This is a genomic window from Tsukamurella pseudospumae (genome assembly GCF_001575205.1).
GTDB classification, from domain to species: domain Bacteria; phylum Actinomycetota; class Actinomycetes; order Mycobacteriales; family Mycobacteriaceae; genus Tsukamurella; species Tsukamurella pseudospumae.
This window is the reverse complement of record NZ_LSRE01000044.1, coordinates 1-15,931: the sequence shown is the minus strand read 5'-3', so window position 1 is coordinate 15,931 and position 15,931 is coordinate 1. Positions and strand designations below refer to the sequence as shown.

General features: G+C 70.8%; 14 protein-coding genes. 8 read left to right on the top strand and 6 right to left on the bottom strand.

Translation table 11 applies throughout. From position 1 onward, the window contains the following. Position 1: 1 nt before the first annotated feature. The 3 genes from AXK61_RS17695 to AXK61_RS17685 form a co-directional block, all read right to left on the bottom strand. On the bottom strand, positions 2–919 hold the full coding sequence (locus AXK61_RS17695; protein ID WP_068746522.1) for a TIGR01777 family oxidoreductase: 918 nt from the start codon (positions 917–919) through the stop codon (positions 2–4). Between the two features lie 21 nt (positions 920–940). After that, positions 941–2,683, bottom strand: a complete 1,743-nt coding sequence (sucB, locus tag AXK61_RS17690; protein WP_068746521.1) for a 2-oxoglutarate dehydrogenase, E2 component, dihydrolipoamide succinyltransferase — start codon at positions 2,681–2,683, stop codon at positions 941–943. A 155-nt stretch (positions 2,684–2,838) separates the two neighbouring features. Then, the gene (locus AXK61_RS17685) at positions 2,839–4,377 is read right to left on the bottom strand and encodes a leucyl aminopeptidase (protein WP_068746520.1); all 1,539 of its coding nucleotides are present in this window, start codon (positions 4,375–4,377) and stop codon (positions 2,839–2,841) included. Positions 4,378–4,469: 92 nt separating this feature from the next. On the opposite strand from AXK61_RS17685, the gene AXK61_RS17680 reads away from it, so the two are divergent. Beyond that, the gene (locus tag AXK61_RS17680; protein ID WP_156485736.1) at positions 4,470–5,786 is read left to right on the top strand and encodes an alanine racemase; all 1,317 of its coding nucleotides are present in this window, start codon (positions 4,470–4,472) and stop codon (positions 5,784–5,786) included. Next, entirely contained in the window at positions 5,783–7,120 is a 1,338-nt protein-coding gene (locus tag AXK61_RS17675) for a D-arabinono-1,4-lactone oxidase (protein WP_082789419.1), read from the top strand. Before AXK61_RS17680 ends, AXK61_RS17675 begins: the two co-directional genes overlap by 4 nt. Before the next feature lie 12 nt (positions 7,121–7,132). Here the strand turns inward: AXK61_RS17675 and AXK61_RS17670 are convergent, their stop codons facing one another. After that, the gene (locus tag AXK61_RS17670) at positions 7,133–7,717 is read right to left on the bottom strand and encodes a TetR/AcrR family transcriptional regulator (RefSeq protein WP_068746519.1); all 585 of its coding nucleotides are present in this window, start codon (positions 7,715–7,717) and stop codon (positions 7,133–7,135) included. 60 nt (positions 7,718–7,777) lie between these two features. Between AXK61_RS17670 and AXK61_RS17665 the strand changes: the two genes are divergently transcribed. The 5 genes from AXK61_RS17665 (at position 7,778) to AXK61_RS17645 (ending at position 13,075) form a co-directional block, all read left to right on the top strand. Next, positions 7,778–8,542 carry an SDR family NAD(P)-dependent oxidoreductase gene (locus tag AXK61_RS17665; protein ID WP_068746518.1) on the top strand — a complete coding sequence of 255 codons (765 nt, stop codon included), beginning with the start codon at positions 7,778–7,780 and terminating at the stop codon, positions 8,540–8,542. 41 nt (positions 8,543–8,583) lie between these two features. Beyond that, on the top strand, positions 8,584–9,840 hold the full coding sequence (locus tag AXK61_RS17660) for a uracil-xanthine permease family protein (RefSeq protein ID WP_068746670.1): 1,257 nt from the start codon (positions 8,584–8,586) through the stop codon (positions 9,838–9,840). A gap of 61 nt (positions 9,841–9,901) precedes the next feature. Continuing rightward, positions 9,902–10,555, top strand: coding sequence for a hypothetical protein (locus AXK61_RS17655; protein ID WP_068746517.1), 654 nt, complete (start codon positions 9,902–9,904; stop codon positions 10,553–10,555). 205 nt (positions 10,556–10,760) lie between these two features. Continuing rightward, positions 10,761–11,861 carry a glycine cleavage system aminomethyltransferase GcvT gene (gene gcvT, locus AXK61_RS17650; protein WP_068746516.1) on the top strand — a complete coding sequence of 367 codons (1,101 nt, stop codon included), beginning with the start codon at positions 10,761–10,763 and terminating at the stop codon, positions 11,859–11,861. 110 nt (positions 11,862–11,971) lie between these two features. Further along, on the top strand, positions 11,972–13,075 hold the full coding sequence (locus AXK61_RS17645) for a branched-chain amino acid aminotransferase (RefSeq protein WP_068746515.1): 1,104 nt from the start codon (positions 11,972–11,974) through the stop codon (positions 13,073–13,075). A 344-nt stretch (positions 13,076–13,419) separates the two neighbouring features. Here AXK61_RS17645 and AXK61_RS17640 read toward each other — a convergent pair whose 3' ends face one another. Then, positions 13,420–14,076 carry an SMI1/KNR4 family protein gene (locus AXK61_RS17640; RefSeq protein WP_068746514.1) on the bottom strand — a complete coding sequence of 219 codons (657 nt, stop codon included), beginning with the start codon at positions 14,074–14,076 and terminating at the stop codon, positions 13,420–13,422. Positions 14,077–14,257: 181 nt separating this feature from the next. Here AXK61_RS17640 and AXK61_RS17635 point away from each other — a divergent pair, with 181 nt between their 5' ends. Next, a complete protein-coding gene (locus AXK61_RS17635; protein WP_414930009.1) occupies positions 14,258–15,394 on the top strand; it encodes an IS30 family transposase in 1,137 nt (378 codons plus the stop codon). 214 nt (positions 15,395–15,608) lie between these two features. On the opposite strand, the gene AXK61_RS17630 is transcribed toward AXK61_RS17635, so the two are convergent. Beyond that, positions 15,609–15,931 (bottom strand): ATP-binding protein (locus AXK61_RS17630; protein ID WP_197466861.1); only part of this gene is annotated, 323 nt, incomplete at its 5' end.

The window sequence follows — 15,931 nt, the reverse complement described above, 5'->3', positions numbered from 1 at the left end:
GCTACGCCTCGTCGGTCATCGACACGGCGAGAGCGCCGGGAAGTGCGGTGTGCGCGAAGCGGAATCCGCTCTGGTGCAGCACGCGCGGCACGACCCGCTGGGAGCCGAGCAGGCCCTCGTCGGCGATCTCGCCGACCGCCGCGCGCAGGGCGAACCGCGGCACGACCCACCGCGCGGGGCGATGCAGCTCGCGCCCCAGGGCCTCGTTGAAGGCCTGCTGCCGGACGGGCGCGGGGGAGGCGATGTTGACGGGGCCCGCGATCGTGCCGGCGAGGGCACCGTCGAGCACGTGCAGGACGGCGCGGGCGGCGTCGTCGCGAGCGATCCAGGACATCCACTGGTGGCCGCTGCCCAGGCGTCCGCCGAGGCCGAGGCGGTAGACCCGGCGCAGCACGGGCAGCAGCCCGCCGGCTCCGGAGAGCACGTGGCCGAAGCGGAGATGGGCGACGGTGGCTCCCGCGGCGCGGGCGGGATCCGCAGCGGCCTCCCATTCGACGCACAGGCCCGCGAGGAACCCCGTGCCGGGCGGCGTGCCGACGGAGCCGTCGACGCACTCGGCCTCGCCCGCATCGCCGTAGACGCCGATCGCGCTCGGGCCCAGGAACACCGGGACGCGATCGCGCGCCGCCGCTTCGGCGAGCGCGGCCGCGGGCTCGATCCGGGAGTCGCGCAGGTCCTGCTTGACCGCGCCGGTCCACCGGCGGCCGGCGATCGGGGAGCCGTTGAGCACGATCACCGCGTCGAACCCGGCGAGGTCCGGGACCTCGCCGCGGCGCGGGTCCCAGGGGAGCGCACCGGCGGGCAGGAGGGCATCGCCCCGAACGAGCGGAACGACGGTGTCGCCCCGCCGGGTCAGTGCTCTCGACAGCGCGCTGCCGATGAGCCCCGACGATCCGGCGAGGGCGACCCGTCGTTCCATGAGTCCGGGTGTGTCGTGCGCCTAGAGGCCCAGGTCGGCCTCGAACGCGCCCTCCTCGAGACGGTGCTTGACCGTGGTGAGGAAGCGACCCGCGTCGGCACCGTCGATGAGGCGGTGGTCGTAGGTCAGCGGCAGGAAGGCCATCGGGTGGATGCCGATGGACTCGGTGCCCGCGGCGTCCTTGACCACGACCGGGCGCTTGACGATCGCGCCGGTGCCCAGCATCGCCGCCTGCGGCGGGACCAGGATCGGGGTGTCGAAGAGCGCGCCCTCGCTGCCGATGTTGGTGATGGTGAAGGTGCCGCCGGACAGCTCGTCGGGCTTGAGGCCGCTGTTGCGGGTGCGCTCGGCGAGGTCGACGATGGCGCGCGCCAGCCCGGCCAGCGACAGATCGTCGGCGTTCTTGATCACCGGCGACAGCAGGCCCTGCGGGGTGTCGACGGCGATGCCCAGGTTCACACCGCCGTGGTAGGTGATCTCCTTGAAGTCGTCGCTGATCGACGCGTTGACGTTCGGGTGCACCTTGAGCGCCTCGATGACCGCCTTCGCGATGAAGGGCAGGTACGTGAGGTTGACGCCCTCGTTGGCCTTGAACGAGGCCTTCGCCTGCGCGCGCAGCGCGACGATCTTGCTGAAGTCGACCTCGAACACCTGGGTGAGCTGCGCGGAACCCTGCAGCGACTCCCGGGTGACCCTGGCGGTGATCTGGCGGATGCGGTTCGTCTTCTGCGAGGTGCCGCGGAGCGCCGCCAGCTCGGGGCGTGCGCCCTTCGGCGCCGACGGTGCCGCCGGTGCGGCAGCCGCGGGGGCGGCGGCAGCAGCCGGGGCCGCAGCGGGGGCCTTGGCGGCCTCGGCCGCGGCGAGCACGTCCTGCTTGCGGATGCGGCCACCGACGCCGGTGCCCGTGACCGCGCCGAGGTCCACGTTGTTCTCCGCGGCCAGCTTGCGCACCAGCGGGGTCACGTACGGCGTCGAATCGGAGGAGCCGCTGGACGACGCGGGAGCGGCCGGGGCGGGAGCCGCCGGTGCCGCAGCGGCGGGTGCCGGAGCAGCGGGCGCCGCGGGAGCAGAAGGAGCCGGGGCGGGAGCGGCCGGCGCGGGCTCGGGGGCCGGCGCGGGCTCGGGCGCCGGTGCGGCAGCAGCCGCGGGCGCGCCGGAGCCGACGATCGCGAGCACGCCGCCGACGGCGACCACGTCGTCCTCCTCGGCGCTGATCGCGAGCAGCGTGCCGGCGACGGGCGACGGGATCTCGGTGTCGACCTTGTCCGTGGACACCTCGAGAAGCGGCTCGTCGACGGCGATCTCGTCACCGACGCTCTTGAGCCAGCGGGTGACGGTGCCCTCGGTGACCGACTCGCCCAGCTCGGGCATCTTCACCTCGGTGCCGGACGCGGGCGCGGCGGGCGCCGCGGGGGCGGCCGGAGCAGCGGGGGCCGCGGGCGCGGCCGGGGCGGCGGCAGCGGGGGCCGGAGCCGGCTCGGGCTCAGCGGCGGGCGCGGGGGCAGCGGCGGTGGGCGCGGCCTCGCCGGCCTCACCGATCGTGGCCAGGTCGCCACCGACCTCGACGACGTCGTCCTCCTGCGCCAGGATCTTCAGCAGCACGCCCGATGCCGGGGCGGGGATCTCGGTGTCGACCTTGTCGGTCGAGACCTCGAGCAAGGGCTCGTCGACCGTGATGGTGTCACCCTCCTGCTTGAGCCACCGGGTGACGGTGCCCTCGGTGACGCTCTCGCCGAGTGCCGGCATCTGGACGGAGAAGGCCATGTCCTCTGACTCCTCAGGTTCGGTTATCTGCTGTGATACGAGCTGAACGCGGGCTTCGGCTGGTGGCCTCCGCCGACATCAGACCCTACCCTCAGGGGCCCGGTCCGCGCGGCGGTTGGGGGCTTACTCGCCGTGAACTCCCAGCGGGTGGGAGTTCAGCCCCGCTGCGCGATGTCGCGAAGCACGGCCAGCATGGTGCGGACCGGGACGCCCGTACCACCCTTGGGCGTGTATCCGAACGGGCCGCCGGTGTTGAAAGCCGGTCCGGCGACATCGATGTGGGCCCACTGCACACCGTCGGCCACGAACTCCTGCAGGTACACGCCGGCGGTGAGCATGCCGCCCCACCGGTGCGGGCTCACGTTCGCGAGATCGGCGACGCGCGAGCCCAAGTCGGCGCGCAGCTCCTCGGGGAAGGGCATGGGCCACCCGTTCTCGCCGATGGACTGCGAGAGTTCCGCCACCCGGTCGCGGAAGGCGTCGGTGCCCATCACGCCCGGCGTGCGGGTGCCCAGCGCCACCATCTGCGCGCCGGTGAGCGTGGCGGTGTCGATGAGGTAGTCGGGATCGTCCTCGCAGGCGCGGACGATGGCGTCGGCCAGGATGAGGCGCCCCTCGGCGTCGGTGTTGATCACCTCGACCGTGACGCCACCGTTGCCGGCGCCGGGGTAGTGCGTGATGACATCGCCCGGGCGCTGCGCGGTGTCGGACGGCATGTTCTCCGCCATCGGCACGGTCGCGGTCACGTCGACGGGCAGGCCCAGTTGCGCGGCCAGGATCACCGTGGCGATCACCGCCGCCGCGCCGCCCATGTCCGAGGTCATGTTCTCCATGCCCGCGGCCGGCTTGATGGAGATGCCGCCGGTGTCGAACGTGATGCCCTTGCCGACCAGCGCGACGTGCTTGGCGCCGTCGACCCCGGAGACGTGACGCAGGCGCACGAGGCGCGGCGGGCGCGAACTGCCCTGGCCGACCCCGACGATGCCGCCGTAGCCGTTCCCGGCGAGGTACTCCTCGTCGAAGACCTCGACCTCGAGGCCCGCCTCGGTGCCGAGCCGCCGCGCCCGGTCGGCGAACTCGCCGGGGGACAGCACGTTCGGCGGGGTGTTCACGAAATCTCGGGCCAGCGAGACGGCCGCCGCCGTCAGCCGGGCCTGTTCGACGGTGCCGCGCGCCTCCGCTGCGAGGGCCTCCGAACCCGGGGTCGCCAGGAGTGCGAGGGCGGCCAGCGGGGCCTTCTTCGGCGCCGAGGTGGTGCGGAACTCGGCGAACCGGTAGGCGCCGAGGTGGGCGCCCTCGACGGTCGCGCCGAGGTCGAGCGACGACAGCGTCGTGGCCGCGGCGGCCGTGCCCTCGAGGGCACGGGCCGCGACGCCCGCCGCGCGGCGCACCGTCTCCGCGGGGACCAGCGCGCTCTCGGCCGGCGCGGCGCCGAGGCCCGTGCCGAGCACCGTCGCAGCACCCAAACCCGAACCGGCCGGGGTCGGGACGCGCACCGTCTCGCCCGCCTTGCCCGTCGCGCCGACCAGCGCGAGCGCGTCCGCCACGGGGCCGCGCGCGGCCTCGGGCACGCCGGCGTCCAGCGTGATCGCCGCGCCGTCCGATCCGGAGAACACACCCACGACGAGCACGTCCGTCGTTGCTCCGAGGTCGTCGGTCAGCGTGAATGCGGGTCCGGAGAACGGCGTGCTCAAGGGGGTTCCTCTCGTCGGGGTGGGACGGGTCGTCGCGTCGCCGCGATGTTACGCCTGGGACATCCCCCGTGCCGCACGTACGATCGGTCCTCATGACGGGGAACGGCACGGGCGAGACCACGACCGGAGCGATCGAGCTGGACCTGGGGGCGGCACCGTCGTCACTGGACCGGGACTGGGAGATCGACCCGCTGTCCTACTGGGCCACCATCGACGCCGCGACGCACGGCCTGGACGCGCCGATCCTGGCCGCCGACCTGGACGCGCTGCGGTACAACACCGCCGACATGCTCCGCCGTGCCGCGGGCACGCCGATCCGGGTGGCGTCGAAGTCGCTGCGATCGCGGCCGGTGATCGACGCGCTGCTGCGCGTGCCCGGCTACGCGGGCGTGCTCGCCTACGACGTGGCGGAGGCGCACTGGCTCGCCGCGGACGGCGTCGACCACACCGGCGCCGCGCGGCCCGGCTGTCCGGACGTGGTGGTGGCCTACCCGAGCGCCGACCTCGGCGCGATCGCCGCCCTCGGCGCCGACGAGGCGGCCGCCGCGCGGGTGACGCTGATGATCGACGACGCCGACCAGCTCGACCTCATCGACGCCGCCGTGCCCCCGAGCCGCCGCCCCGAGCTGCGGGTGTGCATCGACATCGACGCCTCGTACCGCGCCCCGGCGCTCGGCACGATCGGGGCGCGCCGCTCGCCGATCCGCGACCGCGCCGAGGCGGCCGTCCTGGCAGCGACCGTGGTGGGCCGCAAGGGCTTCCGACTCGTGGGCGTGATGACCTACGACGCCCAGATCGCCGGCGTCGGCGACCTGAGCATCAATCGCCCCGGCGCGGGGGCGCTGCTGCGTACCATGCAGCGGGCCTCCTGGGACGAGCTCGTCGCGCGGCGGCTCGAGATTCTCACGGACCTGCGGCGCATCACCGACCTGGAGTTCGTCAACGGCGGCGGCACCGGGTCCCTCGAGCGCAACGCCGAGGACCCGAACATCACCGACATCGCGGCCGGCAGCGGCCTCTACGGCCCGCACCTGTTCGACGGCTACTCGCACTTCCGCCCCGCGCCCGCGATGGGCTTCGGGCTCGCCGTCGTGCGCCGCCCCGACGCGCGGACCGTGACCTGTCACGGCGGCGGCTGGATCGCCTCCGGCGCCTCCGGATCCGACAGGCTGCCGCTGCCCGTGTGGCCGGCCGGTCTCAAGCTCACCGGCCGGGAGGGCGCGGGCGAGGTGCAGACCCCGCTCGAAGGCGATCGCGCCGAACGGATCTCGCTCGGCGACCGGGTGTGGTTCCGGCACACCAAGGCGGGGGAGCCGGCCGAGCACTCCGAGAACCTGGTCATCGTGTCCGACGGTGCCGTGCACGCCACGGTGCCCACCTACCGCGGCGAGGGGAAGTGCTTCCTGTGAACAAGTGGATCCCGGGGCTCGACCAACTGACCGGCAAGGCCGGCGAGTGGCGCAACTGGGGACGCACCGCGTCCGCGTTCCCGGCGTACGTCTCGCGGCCGTCGACGATCGAGGCCGTGGTCACGACCGTCGAGCGGGCGCGCGAGCGCGGCGGCACCGTCAAGGCACTGGGCGCCGGGCACTCGTTCACCGCGATCTCCGCGCCCCGCGATGTCGCTCTCGCGCCCGACCATCAGGGCGGCCTGGTCACCGTCGACGTCGAGGCCAAGCGGGTGACGCTGCGCGCCGGCACCCGCCTCTACGACGTGCCCGCGCTGCTCGAGCCCTACGGCCTCGCGATGCGCAACCTCGGCGACATCGACAAGCAGACCCTCGCCGGCGCGATCTCGACCGGCACGCACGGCACTGGGCTGAGCTTCGGCGGCATCGCCACCCAGGTGGTCGGCGCGACCCTGGTGTCCGGGACGGGGGAGGTGATCACCGTCGGTGAGGACGACCCGCGGCTGCAGGCCGTGGCCCTGGGTCTCGGTGCGCTCGGGATCCTGGTCGAGGTCACGCTGCAGTGCGTGGACCGGTTCGTGCTCGAGGCCACCGAGGCGCCGATGTCCCTGGCGGAGACGGTGGACGGCTTCGTCGAGCGCGTGCGCGGCGTCGACCACTTCGAGTTCTTCTGGTTCCCCGGGAGCGACGGCACGCTGACCAAATCGCAGATCCGCCGCCCGGGCGACCACGCGCGCAAGCCGATCGGCGCGGTGCAGAGATTCCTGGACGACAAGGTGGTGGGCACCGGTGCGCTGCTCGCCGTGTGCGAGGCGGGGCGCGCGATCCCGTCGCTGACGCCCCGGCTGGTCTCGCTCGCGACGTCGATGCTCTCCGAGCACACCGAGATCGACTACTCCACCAACGTGCTCACGACCGACCGCGCGGTTCGCTTCCGCGAGACCGAATGGGCTGTGCCGCTGGAGAATACGATGCCCGCGTTCGCCGCACTCAAGGCCGCGACCGAGGCCCACGACTGGAACCTGACCTTCCCGATCGAGGTGCGGGTCGCCGCCGCCGACGACCTCATGCTCTCGACGGCGTCCGGCCGGCAGACCGGGTACATCGCCGCGCACCGCTACATCCGCGACAAGCCCAGCGACTACTTCGCGGAGGTCGAGCGGATCATGATCGACCACGGCGGCCGCCCGCACTGGGGCAAGATGCACACCCGCACCGCCGACTTCTTCCGCGGCGCCTACCCCCGGTTCGACGAGTTCCTGGCCGTGCGTGAGCAGCTCGATCCCGACCGCGTCTTCGCCAACGACTACCTGGACGCCGTGCTGGGGCGGTAGAACCGGGCCGGCTCACGGCCGGTGCAGGTCCGCGAGGAGAACGTCGAGGGCCGCTTCGAGGTGCCGGATGTCGCCCGTGGCGCGGAGGATCTGCACGCCGCCCTGGATCGCCGCGACGAACGCCGAGGCGATGGCGTCCGGGTCTGCGCTCGCCCGAACCAGTCCCTGCGTGCGGAGGGAGCGAACTCCGTCCGCGAGGCGGGCGTGCCACTGGGCCAGGAGGACGGCGGCGACCTCGTCCGAGCCGGGCGACGCGCGGACTTGGGTCATGAGCGCCGCGAGTGGACAGTGAGAGCCCTGCGCGCGGTATCGGGCGACGACGGTGTCGCGCCATGACTCCCAGGCGCTCCACGAGGTCAGGGCCGACAGGTGGGGCTCCTGATCGTCGAGCACTCGCTCGGCCTCGTGGTGGGCGACCGCGAGCAGCAACTCGGGTTTGCCACCGGGGAAGTAGTGGAACAACTGACCCTTGCTGGTTCTCGTGGCGGCGAGGATGTCATCGAGCGTGACGTCGGCGGGGTCGTCCCGTCGCAGGTGGTCGGCCGCGCCGGCCACGATGCGTTCCCGGGTCGCCCGTCCTTTCGCCGTGATCGCCATGGGGGGAGCGTACGTTTTCTGGACTCGTGGGTCCAGAAAAATGCTCCTACCGTCGCGGCCATGGGAATTCACAGTGGGCGCAGCGCCCTCGTCACCGGATCCACCAGCAACATCGGCCGCGCCATCGCGATCGCGATGGCCGCCGAAGGCGCGCACGTCGTCGTCTCCGGGCGCGACGAGGCGCGGGGCGCCGCCGTCATCGACTCCATCCTGCAGGCCGGAGGTCGAGCCGATTTCGTCCGTGCCGACCTCGACGGCTCGTCCGTTCGCAGTCGTGCACTCGGTGACGCCGCATGGGAGTTGACCGGCGGACGGATAGATGTCCTGGTCAACAACGCAGGGATCTACCCGTCGGGCACCGACGCTCCGATCGCGGACGACGCTCTTGTCGACCGCATGTACGGCGTGAACGTCAAGGCGCCGTTCTTCCTCACACATCACCTTGCTCCGCGCATGGCCCCCGGCTCCGCCGTGGTCAACCTCGGGTCCTGGGTCGCCCGGCTCGGCCTGCCTGGGGACGGCCTGTATGCCTCGACGAAGGCGGCCCTCGAAGCGCTGACGCGTTCGTGGGCCGCACAGTACGGTCCGTCGGGCGTGAGGGTGAACGCGGTGTCGCCGGGCGTGATCCGCCCGCCCGAGGTCGCTGCCGGCCGGTTCCCTGGCGATCCGTTGATGGCGACCGCACCCGCCAGGGAATCCGGTGCGCCCGAAGCGATCGCGGCCGCGGTGGTCTTTCTCGCCTCCGATGCCGCGGCCTTCGTCCACGGCACCGTCCTCGACGTCGACGGGGGTCGGGCGAGCGTTCACCTCGCGGCACACGGGTAGGGGCGCGCGGGTCCCGGACGGCGCCTGCCAAGATGCACCGCATGACATTGCGTGAGCGGTTCACCTGGGCCGAGGTCGACGGCACCGACGTGGTGGGTCCGCGCCAGCGGCTGCCCTGGCCCAAGACGCTCGGCATCGGCGTGCAGCACGTGGTGGCCATGTTCGGCTCCACGTTCCTGGTGCCGGTGCTGACCGGCTTCCCGCCCGCGACGACGCTGCTCTTCTCCGGTGTCGGGACCCTGCTGTTCCTGGTGATCACCGGGAACCGGCTGCCGAGCTACCTGGGGTCGAGCTTCGCGGTGATCGCGCCGATCACGGCGGCGACCGCGTCGCATTCGATGGGCTCCGCGCTCGGCGGGATCGTCGCGGTCGGCGTGTTGCTCATGCTGGTGGGCGCGGTGGTCCACGTCGCGGGGACCGCCTGGATCGAGAAGCTGATGCCGCCCGTGGTGACGGGCGCGATCGTGGCCCTGATCGGCCTGAACCTGGCGCCGGCCGCGAAGGCGAACTACGAGAAGGCGGCCGTCACGGCCACCATCACGCTGGTCTGCCTGATCGCCTCGCTCGCATTGTTCAAGGGCATGCTCGGGCGACTCGCGATCTTCACATCGGTGCTCATCGGCTACGCCGTCGCGTCGTTCCGCGGCGAGGTCGACACGTCGAAGATCGCGGCCGCGTCGTGGATCGGGTTCCCGGAGTTCCACGCCCCGTCGTTCTCGTGGGCCGTGCTGCCGATGTTCCTGCCGGTGGTGCTCGTGCTGGTGGCGGAGAACGTCGGGCACGTGCGGTCCGTCGCGCAGATGACCGGCGAGGACTACGACCCCGTGATGGGCCGGGCCCTCGTCTCCGACGGACTCGCGACGGTGCTCGCCGGCGCGGGCGGCGGGTCGGCGACGACCACCTACGCGGAGAACATCGGCGTCATGGCCGCGACCCGTGTATACTCGACCGCCGCGTACTGGGTGGCCGGCGTGGCAGCGGTGCTGTTGGGGATGTCGCCGAAGGTGGGCGCCGTCATCGCGTCGATCCCGCCCGGCGTGCTCGGCGGGATCACGACGGCGCTCTACGGTCTCGTCGGCATCCTCGGTGTGCGGATCTGGGTGCAGGCGCGGGTCGACTTCTCGCAGCCGATCAACCAACTGACGGCAGCCGTGCCGCTGATCATCGGGATCGCGGACTTCACCTGGTCGCTCGGGCAGGTGGTGTTCACCGGTATCGCGCTGGGTTCCGTCGCCGCGATCGTGATCTACCAGGGGATGAGGCTGCTCGGTCGGCGGGGTTCGGAGGCGCTCGGCTGACACGGCCGGCCCCAAGCGCGGGACAAGGCATCCGCAATCGGTGAGCCGTATCGTGCACGCCATGAAAGAGCAACGCGGCCGGCTGGACCGGTTCGGTTCCACGATGAATGCTCGGGCGGATGTCGCGCAGAAGGTCGCGGGATGGGCGACGTGGCCGGCCGGGGTCACCGGTGGCTGGGCGTACCTCCTGAAATTCACGGCGGGGGCCGTCGTGTTCTGCGCGGTGGTGCTCGGCGGGGTCTGGTGGCTCGCGGCGAAGATGGCACCGGACGCGAAGTGCGAGGGTCGGGCGATGAGCCCCGGCGACGTCTGCGAGTACCACCGCGGAGGGAGCCAGTACGGCACGCTCGAGTACACCAAGACCTACGACCAGATGGTCGCGGACGCCGCAAACCCCTCACATCCGGTGGCGTGGACGGTGACCGTGATCGTCGTGGTGCTCGCGCTCGCGCTGATCGTGGCGGCGGTGGTGCGTCAGCTGCGCCGCCGCAACCCCACCATCGAGGAGGTCGGCGAGTTCGCCCGGCTTCGGAACGCGGAACGCGCCGCCCTGGTCGCAGCGGTCGAAGCGGATCCGGCCGACACCGACGCCGCCCAGCGGCTCGCGGCACTGGACCGCGAGGTGGATCTCATCGGGTCCCGCAACGGCTTCCGGATGGACGGGACCGCGGTGTTGATCGAGCAGCCCGGCGCCGTGATCAGGCTGGACCTGTAGCCCCGCGTCACCCGGGCGCACGATCCGGATAAGACCGCCGCGCCCGATCCGCAGTTCCTCTCGCTGGAGCGACCCTGGTGGACGGCGCCTACGAGGGCGTGGTCGCGCGCGGTGAGTACCTGACGACGATGCCGTTAGCCCTCCGGATCAACCTTTCGGCACTGGACTGATCTCCCGCGCGGCACGGCCCCGATAGGGTGCTGTCATGAGCGAGACGCTGATCGAGGGCCCCCTGAACGCCGTGCACGTGGAGCTGGGGGCGGCGTTCGCGCCCTTCGGCGGCTGGTCGATGCCCGTCAAGTACGCGGGCACCGTCGGCGAGCACACTGCCGTGCGCGAGGCCGTGGGGATCTTCGACGTGAGCCACCTCGGGAAGGCCACCGTCGCGGGGCCGGGCGCCGCGGACTTCGTCAATCGTGTCCTGACCGCCGACCTCGGCAAGATCCACCCCGGCAAGGCGCAGTACACGCTGTGCACCAACGAGTCCGGTGGCGTCATCGACGACCTCATCGTCTACTACGTCTCCGACGACGAGCTCTTCCTCGTGCCCAACGCCGCCAACACCGCGGCCGTCGTCGAGCACCTGCGCGAGCGCGCTCCGGAAGGGGTCACCGTCGTCGATCAGCACCGCGACTACGCCGTGCTCGCGGTCCAGGGGCCGACGTCGGCGGAGGTGCTGCAGGCCGTCGGGCTGCCGACGGACATGGAGTACATGGCCTACGAGGACGCCTCCCTGAACGGGACGCCCGTGCGGGTGTGCCGCACCGGGTACACCGGCGAGCACGGCTACGAGCTCATCCCCGCCTGGGGCGACGCCGAGACCGTCTTCCGCGCCCTCCTGCCCGAGATCACCTCCCGTGGCGGCCAGCCCGCCGGCCTCGGCGCCCGCGATACCCTGCGCACCGAGATGGGTTATCCCCTGCACGGGCACGAGCTCACCGTCGACATCAGCCCCGTCCAGGCTCGCGCGGGCTGGGCCGTGGGCTGGAAGAAGCCGGAGTTCGTGGGGCGCGACGCGCTGCTCGCCGAGAAGGAGGCGGGCCCGGCCCGGAAGCTCTGGGGCCTGCGGGCCACGGGCAAGGGCGTCCTCCGCGCGGACCTGACGGTCCTCGGGGCCGACGGTGCTCCCATCGGCACCACCACGTCGGGAACCTTCAGTCCCACTCTGAAGACGGGAATCGCGCTGGCGCTCATCGATTCCGAGGCGGGCGTCGCCAAGGGCGACACCGTGAGCGTGGACGTGCGCGGCCGCGGGATCGAGTGCGAGGTCGTGCTGCCGCCGTTCGTCGAGGCGAATACGAAGTAGGCGCTCGGGCCCCTTCGCGGGGCCCGGGCGGGGACTCCGAAAAAATACTCGGGGTTCCTACTGATTGGTACGGCCCGCGTGGGTGGGCGCGGGTCGTAGAATCAGCTTTCATGACAACTGGCACGGCCTTCGCCCTCACCCGCAACGACCACCCCCGCTCTGCGGCTGAGCGCTCCGAGATCCTGGCGAACCCGGGATTCGGCAGGTACTTCACCGACCACATGGTCTCCCTCCGCTGGAGCAAGGAGCAGGGCTGGCACGACGCCGAGGTCCTGCCCTACGGCCCCATTCCGATGGAGCCGTCCGCGGCGGTGCTGCACTACGCGCAGGAGATCTTCGAGGGTCTCAAGGCCTACCGTCAGCCCGACGGTGCCATCGCCACCTTCCGGCCCGAGGCGAACGCGGCGCGCTTCCAGCGTTCCGCCGAGCGCCTGGCGATCCCGCCGCTGCCGGAGGAGGTGTTCATCGAGGCGCTCAAGCAGCTCGTCGCGATCGACGCCGACTGGGTGCCCGCCGCCGGTGGTGAGGAGGCCCTGTACTTCCGGCCGTTCATCTTCGCCGACGAGGAGACCCTCGGCGTCAAGCCGTCCAACAGCTACCGGTTCCTCGTGATCGCCTCACCGGCCGGCGCCTACTTCTCCGGCGGCATCAAGCCGGTCTCGGTGTGGCTCTCGCGTGAGTACGTGCGCGCCGCCCCCGGTGGCACCGGCTTCGCCAAGTGCGGCGGCAACTACGCCGCGTCGCTCGTCGCGCAGGCGCAGGCCGCGCAGCAGGGCTGCGACCAGGTCGTGTGGCTCGACGCGCTCGAGCACGAGACGATCGAGGAGATGGGCGGGATGAACCTGTTCTTCGTCTTCGGCTCCGGCTCGGAGGCCCGCGTGGTGACCCCCGAGCTCACCGGCACGCTGCTCCCGGGCGTCACCCGCGACTCGCTGCTGCAGCTCGCGCGCGATGCGGGCTTCGAGACCGAGGTCCGCCGGATCACCGTCACCGAGCTCAAGGAGGGCGCCGCGTCCGGCGCCATCACCGAGGTCTTCGCCTGCGGCACCGCCGCGGTCATCACCCCCGTCGGGCGGGTCAAGGGCGCATCCGAGGACTTCACCATCGGCGACGGTGAGTCCGGCGAGATCACCATGGCCCTGCGCGAGACCCTCACCGGTATCCAGCGCGGCACCGTGCCGGACACGCACGGCTGGATGGAGACGCTGGGCTGAGCGGGAGCCGCGGGGCGCTGGCCGCGGGGTAGGAGTCGGGGGTCGGGGCGCGCCGAGAACCGATGGTCCTTCCCGCAAGCGATGCGTCCCGCGCATACCCTCTGACCTGTGATGCTTGCGGTGGGTTATGCGCCCGCTGCATACCCTGATCGCGGGCAGACCTGACGGAGTCGGGTAGTCCAGCGGATCGTGAGCGGGCGTCGAGCTCGTCGATGGCGGGGGACACGGCGTCGTACAACTGCCAGGTGTCCGGGCGCGGCGCCGGTGAAGGTGTTCCCCTCGTCGGTGAAGGTGCCGGAGTCGAACTGGCGCACCGGTTTCGGTGAGGGGCTGCTGCGCGTTCGTCACTCGAAGTCGGACAGGTCGAGCAACTGGCTGACCGGAACTGGAAACTCTGGATCCGCCTCTGTGAGCAGCGTGTCGAACACGTCCTGGTCGAGCTCCAGCTCGGCCCACGTACCCCTGCTACGGTCCGCGAAGAGCTCGCGCTCGGCTGCCACCGCGACCGTCTCGATCCACGTTTCCAAGTCCCGTGCGTGGATGTCTCGCAGCTCGTCAGCGTGGTGGAACTCGAGGATCTGACCCGGCGCGCCGGCGTACTGGGGCTCACCCCACTTCTTGACGAGCGCTTCGCCGGTCATGTCGATGACGATCTGGGGACCGCCGTGCCGCATGAGGGGTAGGTAGTACTCGCCCCACCAGGCGGTCTCGACCCAACCGGTCTCGGCGTGCCGCAGGTCGCGCATGAGCCGCACCTCTTCGATCACCAACTGCGCGGACGTGATGTCGTAGTTCCCGACGGAGAGCACCGCCTGCTGGAAGCCTCGGGGGCGCGGGCCGTGCCAGGCGAGAAAGTCACGGTAGAGCTGCGGGAGCGGCATGCCGAAGACGCGCTCCAACTCGTCGAGATCCTCCTGTGAGGAGCCGGGACCGAGGGCGGCGTGGAACTCGGGGTAGTTGACCTCGAGTGCCGCGTCCAGACTGGTGATCAGCGGATGCATGCACGGACACTATCGGACGGGCGATCGTCGAGCATGGCTCGGCCGGAGCATCTTTCGAAGCGTTCTGCGACGGATTGGCGCCTTGGCTCCAAGCGGCTAGCGCAACACCCATTCTGAAGGGTGAAGTGTCGTGTATCTGGCAGAGCGTGAGCGTGATTTCTGGGTTGGGATCCGGCGGGAGTTGACGGTTGCTGAGGCCGCCGTCGCTGCCGGTGTGGCGGACAACACCGCCCGCAAGTGGTTCCGGCAGCGTGGTGGTGTGAAGCGAGCTGTTCGTATCCCGTGTCGTGGTTCTTACCAGCGGTTATCGTTCGCCGAGCGGGAGGAGATCGCGCTGTTGCGGGCCGAGAAGGTCGGGGTCAACGAGATCGCGCGGCGCCTCGATCGGGCACCGAGCACGATCAGTCGTGAACTGCGGCGGATGGGGACGACGTCGACGTTCGTCAAGGGCAAGGAGTACGTCTATCCGGCGCGGTATCGGGCGTCGACTGCGCAGCGGCGGGCCGAAGCTGCTGCGCATCGAGCGACTGCGACGAAGTTGGCGGCCTGCCCGCGGCTGCATGAGGTGGTCCAGCAGTGGCTGACGAGCAACTACAGTCCGGAGCAGATCTCCCACCGGCTGCGGGTGGAGTTTCCCGATGATCCGGAGATGCGCGTGTCTGACGAGACGATCTACAAGGCCCTGTACGTGCAGGGGCGCGGTGAACTCAGACGAGAGTTGACCAGGCATCTTCGCACCGGAAGGACGATGCGTAAGCCGCATCGGACCACGGAACGGCGCCGGTTCATCCACGAGATGGTCAACATCAGCGAGCGCCCCAAGCAGGTGGAGGATCGAGCGATCCCCGGCGACTGGGAAGGGGATCTGATCCTCGGGTCGACCGAGTCGGGGTCGGCGATCGGCACACTCGTCGAGCGGGCGACCGGCTTCGTGATGCTGCTGCACCTTCCCGGCGACCACAGCGCCGATAACGTCGCGGCGGCGATGATCGCGAAAATAACCGCGCTGCCCGAGCAACTACGACGAAGCGTGACCTGGGATCAAGGGGCCGAGATGGCTCACCATCAATCGATCACCGACGCCACAGGCATGGACATCTACTTCTGCGATCCCCATTCTCCGTGGCAACGCGGAACCAACGAGAACACCAATGGTCTTCTTCGCCAGTACTTCCCGAAAGGTACAGACCTCTCCAAATGGGGACCGGGATACCTCGATCTCGTCGCTGCCGAACTGAACGGCCGGCCCCGCAAACGCCTCGACTGGCGCACACCCGCCGAGGCGCTCGAACATCTACTATCGGACCTGGCCGCATAGTGTTGCGCTAGCCCCTTGGATCCACCCGCCGGATTCGTCGCAGAACGCTTGAATGATGTTGGGTGCAGGGTCGGTGGTCAGTCGGTCCAGAGCTGTTGCTCCAGCCACTTGGGATAGCCGGGATTACGGGCGCCGAATGCGGCTTTGACGTTGTCAACGGCGGGTGAAATCTGATCAGCAGACGACGGCTGAAAGTTGAGCAGCTGTCGGGTGTTTAGTCGCGATCCTTGCCGAGGAGTTCTCGGCGGGATCTGGTGCGGTAGCTATCGCCCGAGAGGGTGAGAACCTCCGCGTGGTGGACCAGTCGGTCGATCATCGCGGCTGCGACGATGTCGTCGGAGAACGTCTCGCCCCAGCGGCCGAACGGCAGGTTGCTGGTGACCATGATCGAGCCCTGCTCGTAACGGGTGCTCACGAGCTGGAAGAACAGGTTCGCCGCGTCCGGGTCGAACGGGATGTAACCGATCTCGTCCACGATGATCAGCTTGTAGCGTTTGATCTTCTTCAGCTCGGCCTCGAGTCGGCCGGCCTGGTGCG